Consider the following 13,110-nt stretch of genomic DNA (forward strand, 5'->3'; position numbering starts at 1 on the left):
TCTCCCGTCAGCCGCGCGGGCTCAGGCCCAGGAACGCACCCAGCTCCTCCAGCGCTGCGGGCCGGTGCGGCATATAGCTGGTGAGCTCGGGCGAGCGGATGATCACCGATCGCCACTGCCCCCGCGAGACAGCAACATTGATCCGGTTCCTGTTCAGCAGGAACTCCGCTCCCCGCGGCGCCTCAGCTACGGCAGAGCAGGCCATGGACACGAGCACTACCGGCGCTTCCTGCCCCTGGAACTTGTCCACCGTCCCCACCCGGACCTCCGGCAAACCGGCTTCCTCCAGCGCCCTGCGCACCAGGTGGACCTGGGCGTTGTACGCGGCCACCACCAGCAGGTCCTGCTGGCTGAGGGGCCGGAACTCATCCTCGGCGCCGGGCTTCCATTTCAGCCCCAAATGCCGCCGTGCCTGCCGCACCACTTCAGCGGCCTCCTCCGGGGATGCTGTGGTGTTGCCGGCGTGCTCTACGAACACTGTCTCGACGCCCGGCGGCAGCTCCTCGAGGTTGCGCAGCGACGCCGCCGGCGCGGACTGCAGCTTTCCCTCGTAGCTGAGCCGTGACACCGCCCGGCACAGGTCCGGATGCATCCGCCAGCTGTCCGCCAGGAAGTAGCCCAGGCTGGCAGGCAGGGTGGCGTGCCCCGCAGCCAGCCAGCCCAGCGCCGATTCATCCACCGGCTCCGGGTGGGCCCCTTGGCTGACCTGCGGAAGCTGCTGAGGATCGCCCAGCAGGAGGAGCCGCTTGGCCGCGCGCGAAACCGCAAGGGTGTTGGCCAGCGAGAACTGGCCCGCCTCGTCGATCACCAGGAGGTCCAGCGAGCCCGCCGGGACTTCCTTGCCCGTCATGGTCCACGCCGTTCCGCCCACCAGGCAGCCGCCGGGGGAGGCGAGCAGCCGGGCGACGTCGCCGTCGGCCGTCTGGGTCCAGGGGACATCGTGCGGCGCAGCCAGCTTCTTCGCCACAACCGTGGGGGAGACACCGCGGGTGGCGATGGCACGGCAGAGCAGGTTTTCCACCACGTTGTGCGACTGGCCCACCACGCCGATCTTCCAGCCGTCAGCCACGAGGTGGCCGACGACGTGGGCCCCCACGAACGTCTTTCCTGTTCCCGGAGGGCCCTGGACTGCCAGGTAGGAGTGGCCAAGGTCCCGAAGCGATGCCGTGATGGCTGCAGCGTAGTCCGGAGCGCCCGCGGTGTCATGGCGCACCCCTGCCGGGCCGGGAAGGCTGTAGAACTGCGGGGCCCGTTTCCGCAGGATGTCCAGGCCGGGATGGGCCGGCAGTGACGGAAGGGAGGCGCCCACCGTGCGGGCAAGCTCGGCGATGGCAGCCTCGATGCTGGTGGTGGCCAGCGGCTGGTCCTCGGTGAGGGCGACGGGAAGGTGCGGGTAGGCGGCCACCTTCCCGGTCTCCCGCTCGGCAACCATGATGATGGTGTGCTCCGGGTTGTCGGGCGCGGGAGCAACGCCGCTGATTTTCGTCCCAAAGGAGAAAGCCCGCGCACCGGGGGCAGCATCCTGGGCAGCCATGCCGTCAGGTGGCGGGGCGTCGTAGAGCCGGCACCAGGTGGAGTCCGCGCGGAAGTCCGAGCCCTCCGTCATGGTGCCGCGGAGCCGGAGGGTCCGTGTCCGCATCCGTTCCCGGGGCTTGGCAAGCGCCCAGTCCGAGGCCACCTCCGCCGAGGACACCAGGAACACGTTGCGCTGGTCCGCCCAGTTTTCCACCGGTGCCTCCACGCGGTCGAAGTGCTGCCACCAGAACTGCTTGCGTTCGCGGCGGTGGTAGCCCGTGGCGGCGGCCACCATGGCGATTGCGCGTTGGTCGTCACTCCAGGCCAGGTCCTCGGGCAGTCCCGCCAGGAATTCGCGCAGCCTGGTTTCCTCAGGCGTCTCCTCCGCGGCCGCCGCGCGCTCCGGGGATGCTCCCTGGGGCGGTTGGCCGGCGGAAGCGGCACGATCAGCTTGTGCCCCGCCGGGCTGCCCCGCCACGTCCAGCAGCCAGTCCCGGAGCTTGAGCGTGGACAGGCAGTCGTACTGGTTGTAGTCGGAGATGGATGCCAGGACCTTCCCTGCTTCGGCTGAGCGCCCCGCGTCCCTGGCTGCACAGTAGGCGGCGTACGCAACAACGGATGCTCCGGCGTCTTTGACCTCACCGGAGCGCAGGTTGCTGCCCATGTACAGCGGTTCGAGTTTCTTGATCGAGTAGGACGCCTCCGAGATGCGCAGTGACTGCCGGACGGTGGCATAGAGATCCACCAGCAGCCCTTCCCGCAGCCATGCGTCCACCGTGTCTTCCCCGGCCTGGTGCGCCAGGGAGAGGTTCCGGAGGGCCGTTTTTTCGTAGGCGGCGTAGTGGTAGACATGCATGTCCGGATAACGGGCGCGGCGTTCTTCCACGTACGCGAGGAAGTCCAGGAAGGCGCGGCGTTCCTCGGCCCGGGAGTGCGCCCAGAACGGGCGGAACACGGGATCGCCGTGATGGTCCGGAACCGGCGCCTCAACAACGCCGAACAGGTACTCGATGCCCCAGGCGCCGGTGGCCGGATCCTGCCAGAGGGGATCACCCTCGAAGTCGAAGAAGATGTCCCCGGGGCTGGGCGGTGGGAGCAACCCGATGGTGTTTTCCGGGAGGACGGTGAACGAGACGGTGTGGGGCGCCCCGTCCTTGGTGAACGTCCGGGACCCCGCCACGGCGTCCAGGCCCAGCTGCATCCGCGCCTGGGCCCGCAGCCGGACCACGGAATTCCTGGCGTCCCCGGCAGGCATGGCCGCCAGTTCATCGATGGTGGTGATGCCCGCCGCATGGAGCTTCTTCCGCTGCACCACGGACATCCCCGCCACCATCAGCAGGTCCCGGTGCACCTGCACCTGCTCGGCGCAGTAGTCGCACCGGCCGCAGTGGACCACCCCGTGTTGCTGCCACTGCACAGTGGCGTTCCCTGCCCGGTGCTGCGCAGTGAGCTCGCGGAAGCGCCGCCGCCGTTCCCGGAACGCCGGCAACAGATCGGGCAGGGAATGGCTGCTGCGGAGCCAGTCTTCACCCACGCGGGTCCCCAGCACCAGGGTGACCACCGGAGAGGGCTCCAGCCCCATCCCGAGCAGCTGGTCGCCGTAGGCCGCAAGCTGCAGGAGGGCACCCACCTTCGCGTGGCGGGCAAGCTTGGTGTCCCAGACCTCGTACCGGCCGGGGTTGCCCGTGCCTGCGGCCTCGTTGACCAGGAAGTCCGCATAGCCCAGGAACTCCCCGTCAAAGAAGGTGGCCTGGAACACCACGTCCGCCCCGGACCGCAGGGCAAGCTCGGTTTCCGCGTTCTTGGCCTGCAGGTCCCCGCGCAGGTTCTGGCCACGTTCCAGGGAGTAGACGCCGGCGCCGCGGCTGGCATCCCACTCACCGTATTTGCCAATCAGGCTGGCCAGGACGGTCTGCTCGTGGTGGTCGCCCAGTTCGCCGGCGCGCACCTGCATCTCGTCGGCGGGGAACTCGGCCTTGGGGGAGCGGCCCAGCTTCTCGTCCAGTACCCGAAGCGTCCGGTACTCACACTCGCTGGCGGCAACAAGGTCGCTGGCGGAAAACACCAGGTCCGGCGGCGCGCCGGCCGCTGCGGCTTCGAGCAAGAACACGGGGCCTCCCCATCGACAGCCGGGCTGTCATCCTCAGGCTGTTATTGCCAGAACCGGAGACTGTTCCCCCGCCCTGATCCAAACGTAGCAAGAGGGGGTGACAATCACTGTTCTAGTTCTCGGCGGCCGCCCGCACCTGGGCTTTGTCGTGCTCGGCGTGGGCCTTCCGCAGCAGGTCCAGGAACTCGGTCTCGTTGCGGACGAGGCGCTTGTACTTCTCCGGAAGCTTGCGGATCTCGTTCTCCTCGCGGCACATGGCAGCGAAGATCTTGTCCCGCTCGTTCATGTCCGTCTCGTAGTTGAGGTCCAGGTACTCCACGGCGTGCCGCCGGGCGCCGGAGACAGCGTTCTTGGCTTTGCCCTTGGGGCTGAAGATGGACGCCAGGACCGTGATCACCAGGACGCCGAGGATCACGCTCAGCGAAACGCCCGTGCTGACCTCCACCACGCTGACGTGCTCGCCGTCGTTGATGAACGGGAGGGTGTTCTCGTGCAGGGCGTGCAGGATGAGCTTCACCCCGATGAAACCCAGGATGACGGCCAAGCCGTAGGACAGGAAGATCAGCCGGTCCAGCAGCCCGTCGATCAGGAAGAACAGCTGCCGCAGGCCCATCAGGGAGAACGCCGTGGCCGTGAAGACAATAAAGACGTTCTGGGTCAGGCCGAAGATCGCCGGAATGGAGTCCAGTGCGAACAGGATGTCCGTGCCGCCGATTGCCACCATCACCAGGAGCATGGGCGTCAGGACGCGCTTGCCGTTTTCAACGGTGAACAGCTTGTCGCCGTCGTAGTGTTCCGACGCCGGCAGGAACTTCTTGGCGAGCCGCACCACCAGGCCTTCGGAGTCGTCGTCGTGGCTGCCCGGTTTGAGCAGGTTGCCGGCGGTGATCAGCAGGATCAGACCGAAGATGTAGAACACCCACGCGAAACTGTTGATCAGTGCCGCACCCAGGAGGATGAAGCCCGTGCGGGCGATCAGGGAGAAGACGATGCCGAACAGCAGCACCTTCTGCTGGTCCGCGCGGGGCACCCGGAAGCTGGCCATGATGATCAGGAAGACGAAGAGGTTGTCCACGGACAGTGCCTTCTCCGTGATGTACCCGGCGAAGTATTCGGTACCCATCGTGGGTCCGCCGAACAGCAGCACGCCCAGTCCGAAGAGCACCGCGATGCCCACATAGATCGAGGACCAGAGGGCAGCTTCCTTGAGTGAGGGCGTGTGGGCCTTGCGCACATGGAAGAAGAAGTCGAAGGCCAGGAGGCCCACGATCCCGGCAATAGTCAGGGTCCAAACATAAGCAGGTACTTCCACGCTGCGGGCCTTTCGTCGGAGTCTCCTTAAAGCCTACCCACCTATGCCGGCTTCAGGAGTTCGTGTTCCACGACGGCGGCGCGCGAGAGGGTTTTGTAGCCCTCCTGTTCGAACAGGACCGTGATGACGTCATCCTCATGCCGCATCACCAATCCCGGCCCCCACTCCTTGTGGACCACGGCGGACTGGAGCGGGAACGGCTCCGCGGCCCGGCCGCCCGGTGCTGTGCCGCCGTCGTCCGCCCCGTCACGGGTGTAGTGCCTTGCGGCGTCGGCGCAGGCGTCGCAGTTGCCGCAGGCCTTTGCCAGTTCCTCACCGAAATAGCCCAGCAGGAACTGGCGCCGGCAGCCGTCCGTCTCGGCGTAGGCGCGCATCATGGTGAGCCGGGACTGGTCAACGCGCTGCCGGGCTTCGGCGAGTTCGACGGCGCCCCGCACCAGGGTGGGCAGCTTGGCTTTGGAGGACAGGCGGACGCCGCGCTTGCCAAGGGTGACGGCTCCGGTTTCCTCGAGCTGGTTAAGCAGCCCGGTGATCCGGCGGGCGGGAAGCCCCGTCAGCTCAGGCAGCGAAGACTTGGGCGTGGGCCCGTCCGCTGCTTTCAGCACTTTCAGCACCGCCAGGAGGGATTCCGGATCGGGGGAGTGGGTTGCGAAGAACTTCCGCAGGCCCAGGTCCTCTGACCGGTAGTGGAGGACGGCGGCCGCGGGTTCCCCGTCCCGCCCGGCCCGGCCGATCTCCTGGTAGTAGGCGTCCAGTGACTCCGGGATATCCGCATGGACCACGAAGCGCACGTTGGGCTTGTCGATCCCCATGCCGAAAGCGGTGGTGGCCACCACCACGTCGAGCTGGTCGTCCAGGAACTGTTCGTGGATGTGCTCCCGGTCCGCCGCGGAACGCCCTGCGTGGTACGCCTCCGCGCGCAGCCCCTCCTTGCACAATTTGGCGGCGTACTTCTCGGTGTCCTTGCGGGTGGCGGCGTAGAGGAGCCCCTGCCCGTCCCGGGCCAGGGCGGCAACCTGCTTCAGCAGGGCCTTCCGTTTGTCCTTGTCCTCGTGGTGGCGCACGACGTCGAGGCCGATGTTGGGCCGGTCGAACCCGCGGACCAGGACCAGCGGGTCCTTCATGCGCAGCCGCTCAACGATTTCGTCCCGGACCGGAGGCGATGCGGTGGCGGTGAGGGCGGCTACGGGAGGGTTGCCGAGCTGTTCGCGGACGTGGCCCAGGCCCAGGTAGTCGGGGCGGAAATCGTGGCCCCAGGACGAGACGCAGTGGGCCTCGTCCACCACGAACAGGGAAATGTCCAGGGCTGCGATGCGATTCACGGTCTTGTGCTTGGCCAGCTGCTCCGGGGCCAGGAAGAGGAACGTGGCTGTGCCGTTTTCCACCGCCTGCCATGCCGCCTCCACCTCGGAATCGCTGCGGGAGGAGTTGACGGCCACAGCCGCACCCGGCCCCAGGTCCCCGTCGAGGCCCTCCAGCTGGTCCTCCTGCAGCGCAATGAGCGGTGAAACCACGACGGCGGGACGTCCCGTTGCGTTGTGCAGGTGCTGGGCCGCGACCTGGTAGATCGCGGACTTGCCGTAGCCGGTGGGCATGACGGCCAGGACGTCGCGGCCGTCGGCGAGGGCGGCCATCCCGGCCAGTTGGCCGTCCCGCAGGTGGGCCAGGGAGAAGGAGGATGCCGCAAGGGCAGCGAGGTCATGAGCGTTGGACATGGGGGCGCTCCGCACAGAGTGGTTACTGCGGCCGCTTGCTTCAGCCAACTTAAACAGCCTAACGCCAGCCGTGTGCCGCCGTCGCCCGTTGCCCGACGCCCGCCCGGCAGGGGAGCTGCCTCCTTGACTTCCCCGCCACCCTGAACAAGTGTGGGAAAGGAACCGGCCCGCCGAAGCATCGGAATGTGGCCGCGCCTGCAGAACGCAAGGAGAACCAGCCGTGACGCGCAAGAATCCCGATGTTGAAGAGGCCGACGAATCTGACATCGAAGTCAGCGATCACCCGAAGACATGGGCCGCTGGGGTGCCCGGCGTCTACCATTCCATGCAGCCGGCGCTTAAGCACATGGGCCTGGAACGGTCCAGGAAGACCCTGCTGGCGCTGAACCAGAAGGACGGTTTCGACTGCATGAGCTGCGCGTGGCCGGACCCCGGGCACCGCAAGACGTTCGAATTCTGCGAGAACGGCGCCAAGGCCGTGACGTGGGAGGCCACCCCGGTGGTGATTGGCTCGGATTTCTGGCAGGAGCATCCCGTCAGCGAGCTGCTGCAGCGCTCCGAGTACTGGCTGGGCATGCAGGGACGCCTGACGGAGCCGGTGTACAAGCCCGCCGGGGAGGACCACTACCGGCCCGTCAGCTGGGACCAGGCGTTCGGCATCATCGCGGACAAGCTGGCGTCCCTGCCCAGCCCGGACCAGGCGGCGTTCTACACCAGCGGCCGCACCTCGAACGAGGCCGCGTTCCTGTACCAGCTGTTCATCCGCGGGTACGGCACCAACAACCTGCCGGACTGCTCCAACATGTGCCACGAATCTTCCGGCTGGGGCATGGGCCAGACCATCGGCGTGGGCAAGGCCACGGTGTCCTATGACGACTTCGCCAAGGCGGACCTGATCATCATCATGGGCCAGAACCCCGGCACCAACCACCCCCGGATGCTCACCGCCCTGGAGGAGGCCAAGGAAGCGGGCGCAAGCATTGTGGCAGTCAACCCGCTGCCCGAGGCCGGCCTGATGCGCTACAAGAACCCACAGAAGGTCAAGGGCATCATTGGGCGGGGCACGGATTTGGCGGACCAGTTCCTCCATATCCGGATCGGCGGGGACATGGCGCTGCTGCAGGCGGTGTCCAAGCGGGTCCTCGATGCCGAGGCAGCCAATCCGGGCACCGTGCTGGACCATAAGTTCCTCGAGGAACACTGCCAGGGGCTTGAGGAGCTCCGGGAACACCTGGCCGGACTGGACGAAGCATCCGTCCTGGCAGCCACCGGCCTGCAGGCCGGGGAGATCGACGAGCTGGCCGACCGCTACCTCCGCGCCGAAAAGGTCATCATCACGTGGGCCATGGGCATCACCCAGCAGAAAAAGGGTGTGGCCACCATCAAGGAGATCATCAACCTGCTGCTGCTGCGCGGCAACATTGGCAAGCCCGGCGCCGGTGCCTCGCCCATCCGCGGGCACAGCAACGTCCAGGGGGACCGCACCATGGGCATCTGGGAGCAGATGCCGCCGGCGTTCCTGGATGCCCTGGGCAAGGAATTCAGCTTCGAGCCGCCCCGCGGGCATGGCGCGGACGCGGTGGAGACCATCCGCCAAATGCGCGACGGCGGGATCAAGGTTTTCATCGCGATGGGCGGCAACTTCGTGGGCGCCATGTCCGACACCCGGGCTGCCGAAGCGGCGATGGGCGGCACGGAACTCTCCGTCCAGATCTCAACGAAGCTGAACCGGTCCCACGCCGTGACAGGGGCCGAGGCCCTGATCCTGCCCACGCTGGGGCGCACTGAGATCGACCGGCAGGAGTCCGGCCTTCAGTTCGTCTCGGTGGAGGACACCGTCTGTGCCGTGCACGCCTCCCACGGCACCGTTGAACCGGTGGCTCCGGGCCTGCTTTCCGAGGTGGCGATTGTCTGCCAGCTGGCGCAGCGGGTGCTGGGGGACAGGATTTCGGCCGACTGGGCCGGCTTCCAGAAGGACTACGACCTGATCCGCGAGCATATCTCCCACGTGGTGGTGGGCTGCGAGGACTACAACCGGAAGATCCGGCAGGACGGCGGCTTTGTCCTGCCCAACGGTCCCCGCGACTCCCGCACGTTCAACACGCCCACCGGCAAGGCCATGCTCACGGTGAACGAACTGGAGCATGTGGAGCGCCCGGCCGGCACCCTGATCCTGCAAAGCATGCGCTCGCACGACCAGTTCAACACCACCATCTACGGCCACAACGACCGCTACCGGGGCATCAAGAAGGGCCGCGAGGTGGTGTTCGTAAACCCCGAGGACCTGGCCGAGCTGGGCCTGGAAGACGGGCAGCACGTGGATGTGCGCGGCGTGTACCCGGACAACGTGGAGCGGGTCCTGCGGAACTACCGGCTGGTGTCCTACCCGTCAGCACGCGGATGCGCGGCCGCCTACTATCCGGAAGCAAACGTCCTGGTGCCGCTGGAGAGTGTGGCGGAGGGCAGCCAGACGCCGGTGTCCAAAGCGGTCATTGTCCGGCTCGAACCCGTTACCGTGCTCGAGGAGGAGCCGACAGCCGCGGGCTAGCTACTGCGCTGTGTCCTTTACTGCGCTGTGTCCGCCCAGCCTTTGCTGGCCGGGCCGGCGTCTGGCCCGTCCTCGCACAGCTGGAAGGCGACGTCCGCCGCTTTCGCCACTGACGCCGTCGACGCTTCCTTGGTGCCGGCGCTGCCGGTGCCTGCTTCCAGCCCTGCCGCATACCCCACCATGAAGGTGGTCACCGGAGCCGCTGCATGCGTTACGGAGTCGGCCGATTTGCGGGCCAGGTCCAGGAGGAGGTCGTGGTCCACCTTCAGGTCCAGGATTTGCAGCGCCTGCGCCAGCCGGTTGCTCCACTGGTCCAGGATCTGCATTTCGTCCTCGTTGGCTGGCATGTCCGCTCCTTGGTCTTCCGTCGATTTCGGGACATTGGATCGTCCTCCGTGCCGAGACTACAAGGCTTCGCAGCGGAAGTCATCGCTACCGGCCGTTCCCCGAGTAACCCCTAATCCACAAACAGGTAGACAGCCGGACTTTTTACCCCTAGATATGAGGGCTGCCCGTGCTTAGACTGGGCCCACCCGCTCCAGGAAGCTCTCCGGCAACTGATTCCCAGCCATTACCAGATGCTGGACGGTGCCTGTCCGGCGGGATGCGCATCACCACTCATGAATCACGGCAGCCCTACCGGGCGATACGTGGGATAACAGGAGAAAAAGATGACAGGGAACAAAGCCGTTGCCTACAAGGGACCCGGGAAAGTCGAACTGATTGATATCGACTACCCCACGTTCGAACTCAAGGACGGGCCGGGCGTCAACCCGGCAAATGTTGGGCGCGCCGTCAACCATGGCGTGATCCTGAAGACAGTGGCCACCAACATTTGTGGCTCGGACCAGCACATGGTGCGCGGCCGCACCACGGCACCGCCGGACCTGGTTTTGGGGCACGAGATCACCGGTGAAGTGGTGGAGGTTGGCCGCGACGTTGAATTCATCAAGGTGGGGGACCTTTGCTCAGTCCCGTTCAACATTGCCTGTGGCCGCTGCCGGAACTGCAAGGAACGCAAGACCGGCATCTGCCTGAACGTGAACCCGGACCGCCCGGGCAGCGCCTACGGGTACGTGGACATGGGCGGCTGGGTGGGCGGCCAGGCCAACTATGTGCTGGTGCCGTACGCCGACTGGAACCTGCTGAAGTTCCCGGACAAGGACCGGGCCATGGAGAAGATCCTTGACCTGGCCATGCTTTCGGACATCTTTCCCACGGGATTCCACGGTGCCGTCAGCGCCGGCGTGGGAGTTGGCTCCACCGTCTACGTGGCAGGCGCAGGTCCCGTGGGCCTGGCAGCGGCCACCAGCGCGCACCTGCTGGGCGCCGCCGTCGTGATTGTGGGCGACCTGAACGAGGACAGGCTGGCGCGGGCGCGCAGCTTCGGTTGCGAAACTGTGGACCTCACCAAGGGAGGCCCGGCGGAGCAGATCGAGCAGATCCTTGGCGTGCCGGAAGTGGACTGCGGCGTGGACGCGGTGGGCTTTGAGGCGCGCGGCCACGGCCACGGCAAGGACGCCGAAGAGGCCCCGGCCACGGTGTTGAACTCGCTGATGGACATCACCGCTGCCGGCGGCGCGCTGGGCATTCCGGGGCTGTACGTGACGGGCGATCCGGGCGGCATTGACGAGGCAGCCAAGAAGGGTGCCCTCAGCCTGAGCCTGGGTACCGGTTGGGCCAAGTCGCTGAGCTTCACCACCGGCCAGTGCCCGGTGATGAAGTACAACCGCCAGCTGATGATGGCCATCCTGAACGACAGGGTGAACATCGCCAAGAACGTGAACGCCAAGGCGATCACGCTTGAGGAGGCCCCGCAGGGCTACGCGGAGTTCGACGCCGGCGCGGCCACCAAGTACGTCCTCAACCCGAACGGCTACCTGAGCTAGGCCGGACGGCGTCACGCGGCGCCGCCGGAAGCGGGGCGGCGGACGGTGCTGTCCGGTAAGGGACCGGTGCGGAAATAGATGCCCTTCGGCTGGGGTTAGGCTGAAGGACACACCGCATCGAAGGAGATTCCCTTGAGTGACATCACTGTCCGCCACAACCCCGGCCGCGAGCGCTTTGAGATCCTCGACGCCGGCAACGTGATTGGCAAGGCGGCGTACAAGGCGTACGACGGCGGCGCCTCGCCGGAGCGGATTTTTTACCACACGGTGATCAACGAGGAATACGGCGGGCAGGGCCTTGCTGGGCAGCTCGCCACCGTTGCACTGGACGAGACGGTCAAGGCAGGCGTGGGCATTGTCCCGGTCTGCCCCTTCATCAAGAAGTTCCTCGCCAAGCACCCCGAATACGCCGGCGATTCGGTGGCCGTGAAGCCCGCGCACCTTGAGTTCCTCAACGGAGCCCTGGCCAGCCGCGCCCGCTGACGTGCGACCCGCTCATTCGTTGTTGCCACGCAGCTTGGTTTTCGACTCGCAGGTTAGTTCTCGCCCCTCGGATTAGGGCCGCGCCTCCTAACTTGGGCTTCGAGATGTACTTTGCGTGTCGCCAGATGCCCTCCCGCGCCCCGTGCAGCAGACTGTTTCCGTGAGCAACAAACCCCGGACTGCGCTGGCCGTCGCCGGCCTCAGCCTGGGCACGGCGCTGAACCCCCTCAACTCCTCGATGATCGCCGTCGCCCTGGTGGTGCTCCGCGGGGACTTTGGACTCGACGTCGCGGCCGTCACCTGGGTGGTGACCTCGTTTTACCTGGCCTCGGCCGCGGGCCAGCCGGTGATGGGCAGGCTTGCCGACAGGTTCGGGCCGCGGCGGATGTTCATGCTGGGCATGGGTTTGGTCGCGGTTACCTGTGCGCTGGCGCCGTTCGCCCCGAACTTCGCGCTGCTCTGCGTTGCCCGGGCAGTGATGGCGCTGGGCACGGCCACCGCCTATCCCAGCGCTGTGGTGATGGTGGGTGCCATTGCGCACCGGGCCAACGTGGAACCGGCACGTCCGCTTGGCAGCCTCCAGATGGCCAACACGTCGGCGGCGGCAGTGGGACCTGTGATCGGCGGATTGCTGGTGGGCTTTGTGGGCTGGGAGGCGTTGTTCCTGGTCAATGTCCCGCTGGCGCTGGCCGCGCTGCTGATCGTCCGGCAGGCTGCTCCGGCGGACAAAGCCAGGGAACGCGGCAGCGTTGCCGAGCTGCTGCGGGACTCGGACCTTCCCGGCATCCTGGGCTTTGTCTCCGCGCTGCTGCTGGTGATGATGGCCGCCCTGAACGTCTTGCCGGGCTACCGCTGGTGGATGCTGGCCGCAGGAACCGCAACCGCGGGGCTGTTTGCCTGGCGGGAGCTCCGGTTCACCCGGCCGTTCCTAGACCTGAGGCTCCTGGGCCGCAACAAGCCCTTGATGCTTATCTACCTTGCCTTCGCAGTGTTCAGCAGCGTCTATTACTTCGTCTTTTTCGGCCTGCCCCAGCTCCTGCAGGAAGCCGGGGGCTACGAGCCCGGCATTGTGGGCCTGCTGATGCTGCCCCTGGCGGGCATGTCCGTCCTGGCAACCCCTTGGGCAGTGAAGGCAATGGGAAGGTTCGGCGTGCGGCGCGTGCTGATTGCCGGCGTCGTGCTCCTGGCCGCGGCCGCCGCCCTGATGTGGCTGCTCACCGGCACCCTGGCGATCCCGCTGGTGGTGGTGCTCACTGCCCTGATGGGCATCCCGTACGGGACCGTGGGCATCGCCACGAACCAGGGCATGTTCGTTTCCATCCGGCCCCAGGAGCGGGGCGTCGCCGCCGGGATCTACCAAACCTGCCGGTATGTCGGCGCGATCACGGCCACGGTGATGATCGGTGTATTCGCGGGCGGCGGCGTGGACCAGGAAAGCTGGGCGCGGATGGTCCTGGCGATGCTGGTCCTGTGCGTGGTGACGTTCGCCGTGAGCCTGCTGTGGAGGCAGCGGACACCCTAGCGTCACAGCGTTATGG

General features: G+C 66.8%; 8 protein-coding genes. 4 read left to right on the forward strand and 4 right to left on the reverse strand.

The features are described 5' to 3' along the window. Nucleotides 1–7 precede the first annotated feature (7 nt). The 3 genes from ABRP28_RS00350 to ABRP28_RS00360 all read right to left on the reverse strand — a co-directional run bounded on the left by ABRP28_RS00350 (nucleotide 8) and on the right by ABRP28_RS00360 (nucleotide 6,652). Nucleotides 8–3,625, reverse strand: a complete 3,618-nt coding sequence (locus ABRP28_RS00350; protein ID WP_350003930.1) for a TM0106 family RecB-like putative nuclease — start codon at nucleotides 3,623–3,625, stop codon at nucleotides 8–10. 112 nt (nucleotides 3,626–3,737) lie between these two features. After that, nucleotides 3,738–4,937 carry a TerC family protein gene (locus ABRP28_RS00355; RefSeq protein ID WP_350003929.1) on the reverse strand — a complete coding sequence of 400 codons (1,200 nt, stop codon included), beginning with the start codon at nucleotides 4,935–4,937 and terminating at the stop codon, nucleotides 3,738–3,740. A 41-nt stretch (nucleotides 4,938–4,978) separates the two neighbouring features. Beyond that, on the reverse strand, nucleotides 4,979–6,652 hold the full coding sequence (locus ABRP28_RS00360) for a RecQ family ATP-dependent DNA helicase (protein WP_350003928.1): 1,674 nt from the start codon (nucleotides 6,650–6,652) through the stop codon (nucleotides 4,979–4,981). A 220-nt stretch (nucleotides 6,653–6,872) separates the two neighbouring features. On the opposite strand from ABRP28_RS00360, the gene ABRP28_RS00365 reads away from it, so the two are divergent. Beyond that, nucleotides 6,873–9,200, forward strand: a complete 2,328-nt coding sequence (locus ABRP28_RS00365; protein WP_350003927.1) for an FdhF/YdeP family oxidoreductase — start codon at nucleotides 6,873–6,875, stop codon at nucleotides 9,198–9,200. 17 nt (nucleotides 9,201–9,217) lie between these two features. Here the strand turns inward: ABRP28_RS00365 and ABRP28_RS00370 are convergent, their stop codons facing one another. Beyond that, nucleotides 9,218–9,547: a DUF6457 domain-containing protein gene (locus ABRP28_RS00370; RefSeq protein ID WP_350003926.1), complete on the reverse strand. Its 330-nt coding sequence runs from the start codon at nucleotides 9,545–9,547 to the stop codon at nucleotides 9,218–9,220. A 324-nt stretch (nucleotides 9,548–9,871) separates the two neighbouring features. Here ABRP28_RS00370 and fdhA point away from each other — a divergent pair, with 324 nt between their 5' ends. The 3 genes from fdhA to ABRP28_RS00385 all read left to right on the forward strand — a co-directional run bounded on the left by fdhA (nucleotide 9,872) and on the right by ABRP28_RS00385 (nucleotide 13,094). After that, a complete protein-coding gene (gene fdhA / locus ABRP28_RS00375) occupies nucleotides 9,872–11,089 on the forward strand; it encodes a formaldehyde dehydrogenase, glutathione-independent (protein WP_231457053.1) in 1,218 nt (405 codons plus the stop codon). Nucleotides 11,090–11,221: 132 nt separating this feature from the next. Beyond that, nucleotides 11,222–11,572, forward strand: a complete 351-nt coding sequence (locus tag ABRP28_RS00380; RefSeq protein WP_350003925.1) for a GNAT family N-acetyltransferase — start codon at nucleotides 11,222–11,224, stop codon at nucleotides 11,570–11,572. A 160-nt stretch (nucleotides 11,573–11,732) separates the two neighbouring features. Beyond that, a complete protein-coding gene (locus tag ABRP28_RS00385) occupies nucleotides 11,733–13,094 on the forward strand; it encodes an MFS transporter (RefSeq protein WP_350003924.1) in 1,362 nt (453 codons plus the stop codon). The last annotated feature ends 16 nt before the right edge of the window (nucleotides 13,095–13,110 follow it).

The sequence above is a fragment of the Pseudarthrobacter sp. WHRI 8279 genome, assembly GCF_040224115.2.
Lineage (GTDB): Bacteria > Actinomycetota > Actinomycetes > Actinomycetales > Micrococcaceae > Arthrobacter.